The sequence below is a fragment of the Catellatospora sp. NPDC049133 genome, assembly GCF_040648455.1.
Lineage (GTDB): Bacteria > Actinomycetota > Actinomycetes > Mycobacteriales > Micromonosporaceae > Catellatospora > Catellatospora aurea.
This window is the reverse complement of record NZ_JBEZDT010000009.1, coordinates 196572-213721: the sequence shown is the minus strand read 5'-3', so window position 1 is coordinate 213721 and position 17150 is coordinate 196572. Positions and strand designations below refer to the sequence as shown.

14 protein-coding genes are annotated in these 17150 nt (G+C 71.0%); 8 read left to right on the top strand and 6 right to left on the bottom strand.

Annotated elements, in window-relative coordinates; genetic code table 11:
* Positions 1 to 46: 46 nt before the first annotated feature.
* The 3 genes from AB0B35_RS12915 to AB0B35_RS12905 are packed head-to-tail and all read right to left on the bottom strand — an operon-like array spanning position 47 to position 4226.
* A complete protein-coding gene (locus AB0B35_RS12915) occupies positions 47 to 2437 on the bottom strand; it encodes a glycoside hydrolase N-terminal domain-containing protein (protein WP_361044366.1) in 2391 nt (796 codons plus the stop codon).
* Complete coding sequence (locus tag AB0B35_RS12910; RefSeq protein ID WP_361044364.1) at positions 2437 to 3339, bottom strand: carbohydrate ABC transporter permease; 903 nt, start codon at positions 3337 to 3339, stop codon at positions 2437 to 2439. Before AB0B35_RS12910 ends, AB0B35_RS12915 begins: the two co-directional genes overlap by 1 nt.
* Entirely contained in the window at positions 3336 to 4226 is an 891-nt protein-coding gene (locus AB0B35_RS12905; RefSeq protein ID WP_360534353.1) for a sugar ABC transporter permease, read from the bottom strand. The genes AB0B35_RS12910 and AB0B35_RS12905 overlap by 4 nt, the downstream gene beginning before the upstream one ends.
* Positions 4227 to 4453: 227 nt before the next feature.
* On the opposite strand from AB0B35_RS12905, the gene AB0B35_RS12900 reads away from it, so the two are divergent.
* Together AB0B35_RS12900 and AB0B35_RS12895 are read left to right on the top strand one after the other, a co-directional pair.
* Complete coding sequence (locus tag AB0B35_RS12900; RefSeq protein ID WP_361044361.1) at positions 4454 to 6661, top strand: alpha-galactosidase; 2208 nt, start codon at positions 4454 to 4456, stop codon at positions 6659 to 6661.
* On the top strand, positions 6658 to 7260 hold the full coding sequence (locus tag AB0B35_RS12895) for a GDSL-type esterase/lipase family protein (RefSeq protein ID WP_361044358.1): 603 nt from the start codon (positions 6658 to 6660) through the stop codon (positions 7258 to 7260). The genes AB0B35_RS12900 and AB0B35_RS12895 overlap by 4 nt, the downstream gene beginning before the upstream one ends.
* Before the next feature lie 107 nt (positions 7261 to 7367).
* On the opposite strand, the gene AB0B35_RS12890 is transcribed toward AB0B35_RS12895, so the two are convergent.
* A complete protein-coding gene (locus AB0B35_RS12890) occupies positions 7368 to 8687 on the bottom strand; it encodes a hypothetical protein (RefSeq protein WP_361044355.1) in 1320 nt (439 codons plus the stop codon).
* Between the two features lie 362 nt (positions 8688 to 9049).
* The gene (locus AB0B35_RS12885; RefSeq protein ID WP_361044353.1) at positions 9050 to 9655 is read right to left on the bottom strand and encodes a TetR/AcrR family transcriptional regulator; all 606 of its coding nucleotides are present in this window, start codon (positions 9653 to 9655) and stop codon (positions 9050 to 9052) included.
* A gap of 188 nt (positions 9656 to 9843) precedes the next feature.
* Here AB0B35_RS12885 and AB0B35_RS12880 point away from each other — a divergent pair, with 188 nt between their 5' ends.
* The 5 genes from AB0B35_RS12880 to AB0B35_RS12860 all read left to right on the top strand — a co-directional run bounded on the left by AB0B35_RS12880 (position 9844) and on the right by AB0B35_RS12860 (position 15842).
* Positions 9844 to 10404 carry a hypothetical protein gene (locus AB0B35_RS12880; RefSeq protein ID WP_361044351.1) on the top strand — a complete coding sequence of 187 codons (561 nt, stop codon included), beginning with the start codon at positions 9844 to 9846 and terminating at the stop codon, positions 10402 to 10404.
* A gap of 273 nt (positions 10405 to 10677) precedes the next feature.
* Complete coding sequence (locus AB0B35_RS12875) at positions 10678 to 11553, top strand: NAD(P)-dependent oxidoreductase (protein WP_361044348.1); 876 nt, start codon at positions 10678 to 10680, stop codon at positions 11551 to 11553.
* A gap of 150 nt (positions 11554 to 11703) precedes the next feature.
* Positions 11704 to 13332, top strand: a complete 1629-nt coding sequence (gene pgi / locus AB0B35_RS12870; protein WP_361044346.1) for a glucose-6-phosphate isomerase — start codon at positions 11704 to 11706, stop codon at positions 13330 to 13332.
* A gap of 33 nt (positions 13333 to 13365) precedes the next feature.
* The gene (gene gnd / locus AB0B35_RS12865) at positions 13366 to 14397 is read left to right on the top strand and encodes a phosphogluconate dehydrogenase (NAD(+)-dependent, decarboxylating) (protein ID WP_361044344.1); all 1032 of its coding nucleotides are present in this window, start codon (positions 13366 to 13368) and stop codon (positions 14395 to 14397) included.
* A 128-nt stretch (positions 14398 to 14525) separates the two neighbouring features.
* Entirely contained in the window at positions 14526 to 15842 is a 1317-nt protein-coding gene (locus AB0B35_RS12860; protein WP_361044342.1) for a hypothetical protein, read from the top strand.
* Here the strand turns inward: AB0B35_RS12860 and AB0B35_RS12855 are convergent.
* A complete protein-coding gene (locus AB0B35_RS12855; RefSeq protein WP_361044340.1) occupies positions 15825 to 16691 on the bottom strand; it encodes a MerR family transcriptional regulator in 867 nt (288 codons plus the stop codon). The two genes, AB0B35_RS12860 and AB0B35_RS12855, sit on opposite strands and share 18 nt — an antisense overlap.
* A 78-nt stretch (positions 16692 to 16769) precedes the next feature.
* Between AB0B35_RS12855 and AB0B35_RS12850 the strand changes: the two genes are divergently transcribed.
* Complete coding sequence (locus AB0B35_RS12850; protein ID WP_361044339.1) at positions 16770 to 17138, top strand: nuclear transport factor 2 family protein; 369 nt, start codon at positions 16770 to 16772, stop codon at positions 17136 to 17138.
* The last annotated feature ends 12 nt before the right edge of the window (positions 17139 to 17150 follow it).

The window sequence follows — 17150 nt, the reverse complement described above, 5'->3', positions numbered from 1 at the left end:
GATCGGGTGTGCGTGATGTGTTGTGGTGGGTCGGTGGGCCGGGCGCTCACGCGCCGGGCAGGATGACCTCGCCGTGGGGCGGCAGGTCCAGTTCGTACATCTGTCCGTCGTGCTCGACGGTGATCCGCTGCGCGAGCCCGGTGCGGTCCCGGACGGCGGCACGCTCGAGCACGCCGCCACTCCAGGCAAGGTCGACTTCACGGCCGCCGCGGGCGCGCAGGCCGGTCACCTGACCCTCGGGCCAGGCCGCGGGCAGGGCCGGCAGCAGCCGCAGGCGGCCACCGTGGCTCTGGACCAGCATCTCGGCGATGGCGGCCGTGAACCCGTAGTTGCCGTCGATCTGGAACGGCGGGTGGGTGCTGAACAGGTTCGGCAGCAGCCCGCCCCACTCGGACCCGTCGACCGGGGCGAGCCTGCGGTGGTCGCGGTCGAACGGCGTGAACGCTTCGAGCAGCAGTTCGCGGGCGTGGTCGGCGTCGCCGAGCCGGGCCCGCAGCGCGACCTTCCACGCCCAGGACCAGCCCATCGCGCCGGGGCCGCGGCGATCGAGGAAACGGCGTGCGGCGTCGGCGAGATCGGGGGTGCGGGCCGGGTCGATCAGGTCGAGGGGGTACAGGGCGACCAGCGGAGACAGGTGCCGGTGGTGCGGGTCGACGTCGGCGGCGTCGGTCGACCATTCGCGCAGCCGCCCGTCGGGTCCGGCGGCGAGCCGGGGCAGCCGGTCGAGGGCGGCGGCCAGTTCGGCGTCGATCGGGTCGTCGGCGCCGAGCACGGCGATGGCGGTGCGGGAGCGTTCGAACAGCGCGCGGATCAGGGCCAGATCGGTCGTGGTGGACACGCCGATCGCCTCGGGCCGGCCGGCGGGGCCGACGTACAGGTTCTCGGGAGAGGTCGACGGGATGGTCCGCAGGCCGCCGGTGGCCGGGTCGTCGACGAGCCAGTCGAGGCAGAACAGGGCCGCGCCGCGCATGAGCGGCCAGACGGTGTGGGCGAGCAGGTCGCGGTCGCCGGTGAACTCGTAGCGGTCCCACAGGTTGTGGGTGAGCCAGACGCCGCCCATCATCCACATCGCCCAGCTCGGGCCGCCGTGTCCCATGCCGACCGGCAGGCTCCAGCCCCACAGGTCGCTGTTGTGGTGGGCGACCCAGCCGCGGGCCCCGTAGAGGCGGGCGGCGACCTCGGATCCGGTACGGGCCATCCGCCGCACGAGCTCGGTCAGCGGCTCGGCCGCGTGGTCGAGTCCGGCCACCGGTGCGGGCCAGTAGTTCATCTGCGTGTTGATGTTGATGGTGTAGTTGGACGACCACGGCGGCCGGAGCTCGTCGTTCCAGATGCCCTGCAGGTTCGCGGCGGGTCCGCCGGTGCGCGAGGCGGCTGCGAGCAGGTAGCGGCCGTACTCGGCGAGCACGGTGGCGCGCAGGCCTTCGTCGTCGCCGCGCAGCACGTCGGTGTCGGTGTCCCAGGTGCCGCCGCGCCGGCTGCCGATCGCGAAGCGCGCCCCCGAGGCATGGTCCCGCACGTCGGCGAGGTGCTCGGCGAACAGCTCGTCGGCGGTGCGCCGCAGGGCGGCGGCCGCGGTCGAGCGGGCGTGCTCCCGGATCTCCTCGCGGGAGGAGGTCCGCCAGCCGCCGCCGTCAGGGTCAGCCCACCACAGTGCAGCCCTGCTCGACGTCGACAGTGCGATCAGCAGCCGGCTCGCCCCGCGGATCTGCAGGGTGTCACCGGCGGAACCGTGGGTTCCGTCGCTTCGGACCGCCAGCGCCGCGGTCGCGAAGTGGTCGAATCCGGCACCGTCGAGATAGCGGTGTGCGGGTACGACCGAGGGTTCGTGGGCGGGCGCGCCGTCGACCGGCGCGACCGCGTCGAGGATGAGCCCGGTCGTGCTGGTGTCGCGTCCCGCCTGCCGCAGCGGGGTCGACAGGCGCAGGTCGACGTCGAGCACGGGGGAGTCAGCGGTGTACTCGACGAGCAGGCAGCCGGCCGGCGCGCTGACGTAGCTGCGTCGGGTGACGGCGACCCCGTCGACGTGCAGCGCCTCGCTCAGGTGTGCTTCGTCGAGGTCGAGCACGCGGGCGGCCCGGCCGGGTGCGGTGGCCGCGCCGCGGGTGTCCACCACCAGGTCGACGAACGGCAGGAACTCCTGGGAGTACGGGCCCTGGAAACCCATCAGCAGCGCTTCGGCCCGACGCAGGTCCTCGGCGTCGATGGCGGCGCGGATCTCGGCCAGGCGGGCCGGACCGGCTCCGCCCGCGATGAGGTCGTCCAGGGCGTCGGCCGGTCCATCAGGGTGCCCGGACCAGACCGTGGCGTCGTTGACCTGGAACCGGGCCTGGGCGCCGCCGAAGGCCATCGCGCCGATGCGCCCGTTGCCCAGCGGTGTGGCCTCGACCCACTCCCGGGCGGGTCGGGCCCAGGCAAGGCGCAGCGTCGGCGTCATCACTTCACCCCGGAGAAGCCGATGGAGTTGACGATGCGCTTGCCGAACACCATGAACAGCGCGAGCATCGGCAGGGCCGCGACCAGCGTCGCCGCCATCAGGCCGGCCCAGTCGGGCTGCGCCTGCGGCGATGACTGCTTGAACACCGCCAGCGCCAGGGTCAGCGGCTGCACGGACTCGTCGCTGGTGACCAGCAGCGGCCAGAAGTAGTCGTTCCACATGCCGATGAAGCCCAGGATCGACAGGGTGATGACGGGTCCGCTGGTCATCGGCAGGGTGATGCCGAACAGCACGCGCAGCCGGCCCGCGCCGTCGAGCAGCGCCGCCTCCTCGATCTCGGTGGACAGGCCGAGCATGAACTGCCGCAGGAAGAAGATGTTGAAGGCGGAGAACAGCGATCCCGGCAGGACCATCCCGGCGAAGGTGTTGAGCAGGCCGAGTTCCTTCACCAGCACGAAGTTCGGCAGCAGGGTGAGGATGCCGGGCACCATCAGCGCGGTGAGGAACAGGTTGAACACCAGATCGCGGCCGCGCCAGTGCAGACGGGCGAAGGCGTACGCGGCGATGGTGGAGAAGAACACGATCAGCGCGGTGGACAGCGTCGCGTAGATGACGGAGTTGACCAGGAAGTGCCCGAGTTCGACCGACGCGCCCGAGCCGCCCTCGGCGATGGACTCCTGGGTCGTGGCCAGCCCGAGCACCCGCCGGAACGGCCCCCAGGTGAAGCCCGCGGGCAGGATCGAGTCGGGTTGCGCCATGAGCGCGTAGTTGTCCGACAGCGCGGTGCGCAGGATCCAGTAGAACGGGAAGATCGTCACGAACAGCACGCCGAGCAGGTACGTCCAGGCGAAGGCCTTGCCGACGGTCCAGCCGCGCCGGCGGCGGGTGGCGGTGGCGGTCATGCGCTGACCTCCGATTCGTTGGCGCGCAGCAGGCGCATCTGCAGGAACGTGATGACGAGCAGGATCGCGAACAGCGCGAACGACATCGCCGAGGCGTAGCCGAAGTCGAACTGCCCGAACGCCTTGCTGTAGATCAGCATCTGCAGCACGTTGGAGGCGTTGGCCGGCCCGCCCTTCGTGGTGACCTGGACGATGTCGAACACCTGGAACGCGCCGATGACGTTGAGAACCAGCACCAGGGCCAGGATCGGGCGCAGCAGGGGCAGCGTGAGCTTGCGGAACATCTGCAGCTCGCTCGCGCCGTCGATGCGCCCGGCCTCGTAGACGGTGGGTGGGATGGTCTGCAGGCCGGCGAAGATGATGATCGACGTGTAGCCCATCTGCTTCCACACGTTGATCAGCGCGATCGACGGGATCGCCCATTCGCGGGAGGTCAGGAAGCGTACGCTGTCACCGCCGAGCGCCTCGATGGCGATGTTGACGATGCCGAGCTGCGCGTCGAGCATCCACGACCACACGGTCGCGGCGACGACCGCGGAGATGAGGAACGGCAGGATGATCAGGCCGCGGATGACGGTCGAGGACGTGAGGCGGTGCAGCACCGCCGCGGTCACGACCGATACGGCCAGGCTGATGGTCACCGACAGCGCGACGAAGTAGACGGTGACGCCCAGCGCGGACCAGAAGACGTCGTCGGCGGCGAGCTTGACGTAGTTGTCGAAGCCGACCCACGTCGGCGGAGTGAGCACCGCGAAGTCGGTGAAGCTCAGGTAGAGGCCGCGCAGCGTCGGGTAGACCGCGAAGACCGCGAACCCGATCAGGGAGGGCGCGATCAGCACCCAGGCCAGGCGGGCGTCGCCGCGGTGGGCGGGGGAGTCCGCGTTCATCGCGCCACGGCCCTTGCCGCGCCGTCCGCTCGCCTGCTGTGGTGGCCGCGTTTTCCGGGCCGGTGTTTCCAAGAGCGCCATTGGTCCTGCTCCCGCATGTTCGATCTGTCGCGCCGTTGCCACGGCGGGGGTTTTCGATCTGCTCCTGCGCTTGCCGCGACAGACTAAACATGATTAATTTACGGCGTCAAGTAACCTTGTCGTAACGTCCACGGAGGCTCTCAGCCATGCAATCCGGCACCCAAGCCGTACTCGCCCTGCGTGCCGGAGGCGCGGCCCTCGTCGTCGAGGTGCGCCACCCCACCCCCCGTGTCCTGCACTGGGGCGCGGACCTCGGCGACCCGGCCGACGGCCGCTACGACGACCTGCGGCACACCGCCGAACCCGCCGTGCTCAACAACTCACCCGACCAGCCGCGCGTGCTGTCGGTCTGGCCGACCGCCCACGACGGCTGGTCAGGCACCACCGCGCAGACCGGCAACGCCCTCGGCCGCGCCACCACACCCCGGCCCGTGCTCGACACCCACCACATCGAACTGCCGCCCGACGGTGTCGGCGGCCGGATCGAGTTCCGATTCCTCGACCGCGTCACCGCCCTGCGCAGTGCGATCACCTACGAACTCGACCCGCACGGCGTGCTCGCCGTGTCGATGAGTGTGCAGCGCGACGCCGCCCTCGACCCGGCCGGCGGCACCACCCCGTACACCCTCGACGGGCTGCTCGCCCTGCTGCCCGTGCCCGAACGCGCCACCGAACTGCTCGACTTCACCGGCAAGTGGTGCCGCGAACGCGCCCCCCAGCGCACCCGGTTCGCCTTCGGCACCCACCTGCGCGCCACCCACCGCGGCAAGCCCGGACACGACTCGCCCTACCTGCTCATGGCCGGCACCGACGGCTTCGGCTTCGGCCACGGCGAAGTCTGGGCCATGCACCTGGCCTGGAGCGGCGAGCAGCGCTACCTCGCCGAACGCCTCCCCGAAGCCCCCGGCGCGTTCGCCGCCGTCCTCGGCGCCGGCGAAGCCCTGCACTCCGGCGAGGTCATCCTCGCCGACGGCGACCGATACGACGCGCCCACGGTCCTGTTCACCTGGTCCGGCACCGGCACCGACGGCGTCGCCGACCGCCTGCACCGGCGGCTGCGCGCCCGCCCCCACCACCCCGCCACCCCCCGGCCGCTCGTGCTCAACACCTGGGAGGCGGTCTACTTCGACCACGACCTCGACCGGCTCACCCGCCTGGCCGAACGCGCCGCCGCCGTCGGCGTCGAACGCATCGTGCTCGACGACGGCTGGTTCCACGGCCGCCACGACGACACCGCGGGCCTGGGCGACTGGCACGTCGACCGCGACACCTGGCCCGAAGGGCTCGACCCGTTCGTCAAGGTCGTACGCGACCACGGCATGCAGTTCGGGCTCTGGTTCGAACCCGAGATGGTCAACCTCGACTCCCGGCTCGCCCGGCAGCACCCCGACTGGATCCTCGGCCCCCGCGCCGGCCTCGGCCCCAGCGCCCGGCAGCAGTACGTGCTCGACATCGCCCGCCCCGACGCCTACGCCTACCTGCTGGAGCGCATCGACGACTTGGTCCGCGCCCACGCCATCGACTACCTCAAGTGGGACCACAACCGCGACCTGCTCGAAGCCGTCAGCCGTGCACCGGACGGCGACCGCCCCGCCGTACGCGGCCAGACCCGCGCCCTCTACCGGCTGCTCGACGAGCTGCGCGCCCGCCACCCCCGCCTGGAGATCGAGACGTGCTCCGGCGGCGGCGGCCGCATCGACCTGGCCATCCTCGACCGCACCGACCGGGTATGGGCCTCCGACTGCAACGACCCCGTCGAACGCGTCCAGATCGAACGGTGGACCCGCACCCTCGTACCCCCCGAACTCATCGGCTCACACCTGGGCGCCGCACGCTCCCACACCACCTCCCGCACCACCGACCTGTCGTTCCGGCTCATCGCGTCGCTGACCGCGCACGCGGGCATCGAACAGGACCTCACCGCCGTCAGCGACGCCGACCTCGCCGCGATCACCGCCTGGTCGCGGCTCTACCGCGAACTGCGCCCGCTGCTGCACACCGGCCGCGTCGTCAACGCCGACCTCGCCGACGACGCCACCGCCCTGTACGGCACCGTCGCCCACGACGGCACCCGCGCCCTGTTCACCTGGGCCCGGCTGCACACCTCACCGGCAGGCCAGTCCGGCCGGGTCCGCTTCCCCGGCCTGGACCCCGCCGCCCGCTACCGCGTCGCCGTCCGCGAGGAACTCGGCACCGCCAGCCGCCACCAGGGCCACGACCCCGCATGGATCACCCAGGCCCGCCGCAACCCGATCGAACTGTCCGGCGCCGTGCTCGCCGTCGCCGGCGTACCGCTGCCCACCCTCAACCCCCAGCAGGCCATGCTCTTCGACCTGGAAAGGATCCAGCCATGACCCCGCCGACAGTCCTGTTCGCCGGTGACAGCATCACCGACTGCGACCGCCGCACCGACCCCGCCGGACTCGGCGACGGCTACGTCCTGCGCATCACCCGCGCCCTGGCCGGCCAGGCCCGCTGGATCAACCGGGGGATCAGCGGCGACACCACCCGCGACCTGCGCGACCGGTGGGCGCACGACGTACTGGCCGAACACCCGTCGCTGGTCAGCGTGCTCGTCGGCGTCAACGACACCTGGCGGCGCTACGACAGCGGCACCGTGACCACCCCGGCCCGCTTCCAGGCGAACTACCGGGCGCTGCTCGACCCGCTCGCCGCCGAAGGCACCGCGCTCGTGCTCGTCGAGCCGTTCCTGCTGCCCGTGCGGGCCGAGCAGGTCGAGTGGCGCGAAGACCTCGAACCCAAGATCGATATCGTACGCGACCTCGCGCGCGACTACCGCGCCGTGCTCGTCCCCGCAGACACCGCGCTCAACGCCGTCGGGGACCCGGCCGGGCTCGCGCCCGACGGCGTCCACCTGAGCCCGCACGGCGCCGACCTACTCGCCAAACTCTGGATCGGCCACGCCGCACCGCTGCTCGCGCCGGTGCGCTAGCCGCACACCGCGGCGGGCGTCGGCCGCCCGCACCGGGAACGAGCGGTGGGGGCGGCCGACGCGGAAATCCTCGGCAGCCAGGCGCTGCCTGACCGGCCGGCCACCGGTCAGGCCGAGCTCGCCCGGCGAAAGGTGATGTCGTCGGCGACCGTCCCCGGGTTCACCGGCACCTGCTCGGGGACCTCGACGTCGAGCCACTCGAACGAGATCCCGTCCTGCCACACCCTGCGCAGGAACTCCTTGACGAACTCGACCGACAGGTGCTCGGCCGGGCAACGCCGGTAACCGAACCCGAACGCCGCATAGCCCGCCGTGTCGCACACCGGATGCGGCGTGCCGTCGACCTCGCTGTACACCGCGCCGTACCCGGAGTTGACCAGGCGCACCGCGCGGCCGTCCCGGACGTCGAACGCCTCCCGCGGGAACGGGCAGCGCGCCAGCCCGGCCTGACGGCACCTCGCGTCGTCACCGTCGGCGCTCGTCGGGGCCGCCCGGAAGCGGTCCGGATCGAACCGCGCCGGATCCTCCCAGTGCCGGGGGTCGGCGTTCGCCGCGGCGTTCGGCGTCACCAAGCCGCTGATACCCCCGCCGAGCAGTGCCTGCGTGTGCCGAAGCGTCGACAGGCTCCCCGGGTTCGGCGAGATCGTCCGGAACAGCTCCATCACGAACCGGTCCAGCCGGGTGAACGGGCCGCCGTCGGTCTCGTCGGGCCCTTCCCGCATCGTCCGGGTGAACCAGGACCGCACCTGGCTGTCGCCGCGGACAGGCTCCAGCACCCCGGCCACACGGTGCACCATCGTCGCCCATTGGGGAAACGCCATCAGGTCGTGCAGACACTCGACCAGGATGTCATCGCGGCTGAAGTCCTCGCCCAGCTCGCCGTTCCTCAGCCAGTAGTGGACCAGGGTGCGCTCGGGCTCGGGCGCGGAGCCGTCGACGAGCGCCTGGACCCGGGCGCGGAGCCAGGCCATGACCGCGGGCCGGTCCGCACGGGCACGCATGTACGCGCGGTACACCGTATCCGAGGTCGGGTACCAGAAGCCCAGCACCGTGGTGAAGTCGGCGGTGAACCGGCGGACCACGGCGGGCAGCCCGCCGTCCGCGCCGACGTGCAGGTCCCAGAAGAGCTCGTAGTACAGGTCGAGGAAGTGGCGCATCAGGGGCCGGCCGGCGTGCTCTTCGGCGAGCAGCAGCTCGTGGAAGCGCCGCAGTCTGCCACGGTATCGGGCGTCGATCAGGTCGGGCGTGGTCGCCGACATGAAGATCTTCTTGCGGGCGTTGTGCGGTCCGCGGTTCTCGTATGCCTGGGTGAACACCGAGACGCCCGACCGGTCGGAGTCGGCCGTCCAGCCGTCGTACAGCAGGCCCCACAGGTGGCCGGCCAGCGCGTCCTTCTTGGAGAACGCGAGGTCGATCATGGGGAGCATGGGCGTCTCCCCGGCGAACACGCTGCTCAACAGGAACGGAGCGACCGCCCCGGCGACGTACTCCTGCGCGAAATCCGCCGCCAGGAAACCCCCGGCAGGCGCCGGGCACGGCACGGCCGCGGGGGAGCTGTCCTGCGGCGGCGAAGGTCGCGTTTGTGGCCCCGGACCATCGCTCACCGACCGACCAGCCATCGCGGCACCCTCTCCTCGCGCAGCCCGGGGTGCGAGCGTCCCGGGCTGCCCATCCGAGTCGACTCTGGCACAATCCTGCCGCCCGGAACTGGTGAACGCCCTTGCGAGTCGGCGTAGGCGGCCGATCGCGTCGATCTGCGTGCCGGCGGCCCGCAGCGGTGTCGGGGCGGTCAGGAAGGCTGGCGCGAGCTGTGGATCTGGACGAGTCCGTCGACGCCGCGCAGGAAGGTCTCGCAGATGGCGGACCGGTCGAACAGGCACCCGGCCGCCATGGCGCCGTCGCGCAGCATGACGAAGTGCTGCGCGGCGTGCTCGGCCTTGGTCGGCTCGATGCTCGTCATGAGGGCGTTGATCGTGTCGAGGAACCACTGCCGGTGCGCGAGGACGGCTCGATGCACCGGGTGATCGGGATCGGGATACTCCGCGACGGCGTTCAGGAATGCGCATCCCCGAAAGCCGGATGACTGGATGGCCGCGGCGATCCCGGCCGCGATGGCCCGGGCGGCGTCGCTCGCTGACGGGCTGGTGGCGACGGCGGCTGCCACCTGGCTGCGGATGCTGTCGTCGGCGCTGCGCAGATAGGCCAGGACGAGGTCTTCCTTGCCGGGGAAGTGCCGGTAGAAGGTGGCCCGGGTCACCTTCGCCTCGGAGATGATCCGTTCGACACCCACAGAGTGGATGCCCTCCGCGTAGAAGACCGTGCTCGCTGTGGTCAGGAGCCGAAGTCGCGCCTCGGACGGCCGGGATTCGAGCTCTGCACGCACCATGCGGCCCATCATAGCGAAAGAACGTTCGGTCTTGCGTCTACCCGGGCCCGTTTGGCTGACATGTCATAGATAGAACGTTCGGTCTTGACATCCGTCCCGATCGGGGTCATCGTTGACGGGACAGAACGTTCGGTCTCCCATGGTGCTCGGGAGCGGATCCGCTGTTCGCAGCCCTGCCCACTACGCGAAGGATCGTCATGACCACCCTCACCGCTTCCGGAATCTCGACGACGGCGGCCGCACTGCGGCGGCTGTACTTCGCCCGCTTCGTGTTCGCCATCGTCTGGGCCGCCGTGACTTTCGCGATCGCCGACGGCCTCAACCCGCTGGCCGTCACGCTGTTCGTGCTCTATCCGCTGGTCGACGTCGCAGCCGCGATCATCGACGCCCGCTCGACCCGCGCCACCGGTTCGCCTGCCCTGCTGTACGTGAACGTCGCCGTCAGCCTGCTCGCCGCCATCGGCCTGGCCGTCGCCGGCACGTCCGGCATCCCGGCGGTCCTGCGGGTGTGGGGGGCCTGGGCCGTGGTGGCCGGCCTGGTGCAGCTGATCGTGGGGGTCACCCGCCGCCGCAGGATGGGCGGGCAGTGGCCGATGATCATCAGCGGTGGCCTGTCCATCCTCGCCGGCGGGTCGTTCGTCGCGGCTGCCGCGGCGGCCGAGCCGGCGCTGGCCAACGCGATCGGCTACGCCGTCCCCGGAGCGATCTTCTTCCTCATCGCGGCCATCCGGCTCGGTCGCACCGCGACGCGAAGCTGAAGACACTGCGCCAGGCGGCGGGCCACCCCGGCAGGCGGCCCGCCGCCGCCCATACCCCCGACCGGCCCGGCGCCGGCGGGGGATGGCGGCTCGTCAGCGCAGGAACGCGTTGGCGGAGCCGCACAGCACCGCGTGGTCCCGCCTGCGTTCCCTCGCCGGAGGCCTCACCGGACCCGGGCCGACCGTAGACTGGCCTTACCCCCGGCGGCCGGTCTGCCCGGTCGGCGTTGAGCTGCTCGACGGCCGGCCTGGCAAGTCACCGAAAGGCACCTGATGCGAGTAGCGGTGATAGGGGCCGGTGCGATGGGCGCCGGAATGGCGCGGTCGCTGCGTCGCGCCGGGCACGAGGTGACGGTGTGGAACCGCGACCCGGCGCGGGCCCAGAAGCTGGCCCCGACCGGCGCGGTGCCGGCGGCAACGGTCTCGGCAGCGGTGACCGGCGCACAGGCCGTCGTCACCATGCTGTTCGACGCGGCCGCGACGCTCTCCGTCAAGGATGAGCTGACCGCCGCGATGGAGCCGGACACGGTATGGATCCAGGCGGCGACGGTCGGCGTCGACGGCATCCGCGAGCTCGCCCAGGACGTGCCCCGCCTCGTCGACGCGCCGGTCCTCGGCACCAAGAAACCTGCCGAGGACGGCACACTGGTGGTCCTCGCCTCCGGCGATCCGTCGCTGCTGGCCCGATGCCGACCGGTGTTCGAGGCGGTCGGCTCACGAACCGTGGTGGTCGGCGACCAGCCCGGACCGGCCAGCGCGTTGAAGCTGGTGTGCAACGCCTGGGTGGCGCTGCTCACCGCCGGCGTCGCACAGTCGGTGCAGTTCGCGCGGGCGCTCGGCGTGGACCCTCGGCTGTTCCTGGAGGCGATCGACGGCACCCCGACCGGCGCGCCGTACGCACAGATCAAGGGCTCGGCCATGGTGTCCGGCGACTACGCGCCGTCGTTCGCGGTCGACGGGATACGCAAGGACCTGGACCTGATAGTGGAGGCGGCCGGCCGGACCGGGCTCGCGCCGCAACTACTGGTGGTGACAAGGGACCTGTACGCGCGGGCAGCTGCGGCCGGCCGCGGCGGCGACGACATCGCGGCAGTGGCCGAAGCCTTCAGCGCGCCCGAACCCTCCGCCGACGGTCATGGACGCAGCTGAGCACACACCATGCCCTTGATGACCGGGCGGCCTGTTCGTTTGGCCGGTTGACCGCCTGCGACAACTCGCGCGGGCGTATCGTCAGGAAGCGACATTCGGGAAGTAACCATGTATCAGTAGCAATCAGCCCCGAACGGTGGAGCACGAGGAATGGCGAACCAGCCGTTGCGTCAACGTCCGGCCTATCAGGCGCTCACCGAGCACCACGCCGAGATCGAAAGCCGCCACCTGCGCGAACTGTTCGCCGAAGACCCGACCCGCGGCGAGCGGTACGCCGCCGAGGCCGCCGGGCTCTACCTCGACTACTCCAAGAACCGCGTCACCGACAAGACCCTCGCCCTGCTGACACAGTTGGCCCGCGAGTCTGAACTCGAAGCGCGCCGCGACGCGATGTTCGCCGGGGACCGGATCAACGTGTCGGAGAACCGGTCGGTGCTGCACGTGGCCCTGCGGATGCCGAAGGGCGCCTCGCTCGTGGTCGACGGGACCGACGTCGTCGCGCAGGTGCACGACGTCCTGGACCGCATGGCCGACTTCGCGAGCAGGATCCGCGCGGGCACCTGGCTGGGGCACACCGGCAAGCCGATCCGCAACATCGTCAACATCGGCATCGGCGGGTCCGACCTGGGCCCCGTGATGGCGTACGAGGCGCTGCGCCACTACACCGACCGCAACCTCACTTTCCGGTTCGTCTCGAACGTCGACTCCACCGACCTGGTCGAGGCGACCAGGGACCTGGCGGCCGAGGAGACGCTGTTCATCGTGTCGTCGAAGACCTTCGGGACCCTGGAGACACTGACCAACGCCACCTCGGCACGCGACTGGCTGCTGAGCCGGCTCGGCGACCCCGCCGCGATCGCCAAGCACTTCGTGGCCGTGTCCACCAACGCCGAACGGGTCGCCGAGTTCGGGATCGACACCGCGAACATGTTCGGCTTCTGGGACTGGGTCGGCGGACGGTACTCGATGGACTCGGCCATCGGCCTGTCCACGATGGTGGCGCTGGGCCCGGAGCAGTTCGGGCAGCTACTGGCCGGCTTCCACGACATGGACGAGCACTTCCGCACCACCCCGCTGGAGCGCAACCTCCCGGTGCTGATGGGCATGCTCGCGGTCTGGTACACCGACTTCTTCGGCGCGGCCTCGATCGGCGTGATGCCGTACGAGCAGTACCTCAAACGCTTCCCCGCCTACCTGCAGCAGCTGACCATGGAGTCCAACGGCAAACACGTCACCCTCGACGGCGCGCCCGTGGACTACCAGACCGGCCCGGTGTACTGGGGCGAACCCGGCACCAACGGCCAGCACAGCTTCTACCAGCTGATCCACCAGGGCACCAGGCTGATCCCGGTCGACCTCATCGGCTTCGCCCAGAGCCTCAACCCGCTGCGCGACCACCACGACATCCTCTCCTCGAACGTCTTCGCCCAGGCCCTGGCGCTCGCCTTCGGCAAGACCGAGCAGGAGGTCCGGGCCGAGGGAACCCCCGAGGCGGTGGTCCCGCACCGGGTCATGCAGGGAAACCGCCCCACCAACGTGCTGCTGGCTGAGAAGCTGACCCCGCACGTGCTCGGCGCGCTGGTCGCCCTGTACGAGCACAGCGTGTTCACCCAGGGCACCGTCTGGGACATCGACTCCTTCGACCAGTGGGGCGTCGAACTGGGCAAGGTCCTCGCCGCGGCGATCATCCCGGAGCTGGAGAGCACCGCCGAACCCGAACTCGGCCACGACTCGTCGACCAACGCGCTGATCCGCCGCTACCGGGCCATGAAGGGCTGAACCGAAAACCGTCTCGTCACCAAGGAGCAGGACATGGCGGCTGACAGGCCCATGCAGCTCGGCATGATCGGACTGGGCCGGATGGGGGCCAACCTCGTCCGGCGGCTGATGCGCGACGGGCACCGCTGCGTCGTCTACGACGTCAACCCCGACGTGGTCAAGGAACTCGAAGGGGAGGGCGCGACCGGAGCCACCTCGCTGGAGGACTTCGCGGCGAAGCTGGACAAGCCCCGTGCCGCCTGGCTCATGCTGCCCGCGGCCATCGTGGACGCCACGCTCGACAAGCTCGTCCCGCTGCTGGAGCCGGGCGACGCGGTGATCGACGGTGGCAACTCCTACTACCGCGACGACATCGTGCGGGCCAAACGGCTCGCCGCCCAGCAGATCCACTACCTGGACTGCGGGACCAGCGGGGGAGTGTGGGGCCTCGAACGCGGCTACTGCCTCATGATCGGCGGGGAGACGGAGGTCGTGCAGCGGCTCGACCCGATCTTCAAGACGATCGCCCCCGGAGCGGGCTCCGCCGAGCCCACGCCGAGCAGGACCCGCACCGACGGCACCGCCCCCGACGGCTACCTGCATTGCGGCCCGAACGGCGCGGGGCACTTCGTGAAGATGGTCCACAACGGCGTCGAGTACGGCATGATGGCCGCGATCGCCGAAGGGCTCAGCATCATCAAACACGCCGACGTCGGCAAGGCGACCCAGGTCGTCGACGCCGAGACCACCCCGCTGCGCGACCCGGAGGCATACCAGTACGAGATCGACGTCGCCGAGGTCGCCGAGGTCTGGCGGCGCGGATCGGTCGTCGGCTCCTGGCTGGTCGACCTCACCGCCGACGCCTACGCCCGCTCGCCCGAGCTGGAGGAGTTCACCGGCCGGGTCTCCGACTCCGGCGAAGGACGCTGGACCGTGCTGGCCGCCGTGGACGAAGGCGTTCCGGCCACGATCATCACGACGTCGCTGATGGAGCGTTTCGAATCCCGGCGGCTGGGCGAGTACACCGACAAGATCCTCTCCGCCATGCGCAGCCAGTTCGGCGGCCATGCCGAGAAGAAGAAATAGCACTGCCCGACCCTTGCTGCCCGCGTACTCGGCGGTCGTGGCGCCGATGCTGACAGATGACCGACAGTCACCGCGATCAGGCTGATCGTCGATGCCGACCGATACGCGGTCTATCCATAATGCTCGGTGTGACTCCTCGGGCAAGAGCGGTGACCGTCATCGGGCTGGGCGTGACGGTCGCCGTCTCGACGGCGATCCAGGCGCTCGTGACGACGAACGTCGAAGAGAAGCTTCGCCCGTTCGTACTGCTCGGGGCCGTGATGACCGGTGTCGTCGCCGCCTGGCAGCTGGTCGCCGGCGCGGCACTGAACACCCCGACCCCGGCACCTGCCCACGCATCCCCGCCATCGCCGACGGCCTCGTCACCGACGCCGACCCCGGCGGCACCGAAAAGGCGGCTCGGAGCGCCGATGCTCACCGCAGCGCTGGCCCTGCTCATCGCACTGGCCAGTGTGCTGCTGCAGTTCCGGCCCGCAGGCGGTGCGGAACCTGACTCTGCCACGTCGGCGGCTCCGACTCCGCCGGCGACGGCGAGCGCCCCGGCGAGCGTGTCGCCCTCGGTGACCGCGAACCGGCCGACGGCCTCCACCACCCGGGGCGACGCCTCCGGCACCGCCCCGGCCACGATGGTCTGGAAGGGAGTCGACGATCAGACGACCCTGTGGTGGTCGACGTTGTCCGGCGGACGCTGGAGCGAGCAGCGGGCGTTCTCCGACCGCAGCACCCGCACCAGCCCGGCGCTGGCTTCCGTCGGCGGCAAGGTCTACATGGCGTGGCGTGAACCCGACGACAGCCACATCTTCTGGTCGTCCTACAACGGCAACTCCTGGACGTCGCCGCGCCGGCTCGACGACCGCCGCACCGAGACCTCACCGGCCCTCGGCGTGTCCGGCAGCCGGCTCGTCATGACGTGGCGCGGCGTCGACGGCGACACCGGCATCTACTGGTCGACGCTCGACGGCTCCCGCTGGAGCGACCAGCGAAGCGTCGGCGGGCGAGCCACCGTCGGCAGCCCCGCGCTGGGCAGCGCCGGCGGGAAGCTGTACATGGCCTGGCTGGAAGCCGCCGACGGCGGCACGTACTGGTCGGTGCTCAGCGGCTCGTCGTGGTCGCCGCCGGGTCAGCTGCCGGACCGCTGGACGACCACCGGACCCGCCCTGGGCAGCGACGGATCAAGGCTGGTCATGGTCTGGAAGGGGGCGGTGGAGGACAACATGTTCTGGTCGGTGTTCGACGGCTCGTCGTGGTCGACGCAGGAGGTGTTCCCGCACGGTGCCTCCACCGGCATGGTGCCGGCGTTGAACAGCCGCAAGAGCTCCCTGATCATGGTGTGGCGTGAGGCGGGGGACAGCCACCTGGTCTGGTCGCGCTACAGCGGCGGCCAGTGGTCGAGCCCGCTGGTGCTCGACGACCGGCGCACCGGAACGTCACCGGCCATCGCCTGACGTCCGGCTCCCCTCGGGGCCTGCTCCGGCACCCGTCGCGGGCGGGGTCAGCCGGAAGACCGGCCAGCCGATCTCGGTACGCCACCCGGCGGGTTCCCCGGTGTCACGCGGGCCGACGAGATAGGTCTCGTGGATCGGCCCGTCCACGGCCAGGGCATGCTCGACCACCCAGGCGCCCAGGCGGCCGTAGGTGACGTCGATGTTGTCGTGCGGGCCGCGGTGGACGGCCACGGCCAGGTCGACCGGCGGCAGCGTGAGCGGCTCGATCCGGCCCGCCGCGCGGGGCCGGGCGACGGGCCGGAAAACGGTCATCGTGCCGTTGCCGCCGGTGAACAGCTCGTTGGCGTAGCGGCCGCCGGGCGGCCCGGTGCGCTCGGGTGGCGGGTAAGCGGCGTCCAGTTCGGCCATCGCGTCGGCGTACCACGCGATCGTGTCGCCCAGCGCGACCTCCCCGGTGATCGCGGCGACCGTGCGGGCGGGCACCGAGCGCAGCTCGACCTGCAGCTCGGCAGGGTCGGGGCGCAGCAGCTGCCGCAGCGACACCACGGCGGCCCGGGTCCGGTCCAGCTCCGCCTCCAACCGGCGCAGATGGCCCGCGACCAGGTCGGCGCGGCGCTGCGGATCCTCGGTGGCCAGGATCGACTTGACCTCGGCCAGCGGGACGTCCAGCTCCCGGAGCCGGTGGATGACCTGCGCGGGCGGGATCTGGTCGGCGGTGTAGTAGCGGTAGCCGGTGAACGGGTCGACGCTGGCCGGCTCCAGCAGCCCCGCCTCGTGGTAGCGGCGCAGCGTACGCACGCTCAGGTGGGTGAGCGTGGCGAACTCGCCGATCGTCAGTCCCGTGCGCATGCTGCCAGTCTGAGCTCTCCCGCCGGGGGAGGGTCGAATGTTGGACTCTCTCCCGGCGGGAGACCGCACAGTGGGCTCATGAGCACCGTTGACTGGAGTCGAGCAACCACGATCGCGCCGGCCGAGCTGCCTGCGACGATCACCGCCTACCTGGCCGCGCACCAGGCCCGCGACGTCGAAACCGAGATCAGGTCGTACACCGCCGACGCGGTGGTCGCCGACGACGGCCGTGTCCACCGGGGCCGGGACGAGATCCGGGCTTGGCTGAGCAGCGCGACCGTCGAGTACACCTACACCACCGAGCTGACCGGGGCCGCCCGGGTCGACGACGAGCACTACGACGTGCTGCAGCACCTGGAGGGCGACTTCCCGGGCGCGGTGGTCGACCTGCACTACCGCTTCACGCTGCGCGGATCGGCGATCGCCGAACTGGCGATCGAGGTATGAAACTCACTTTTA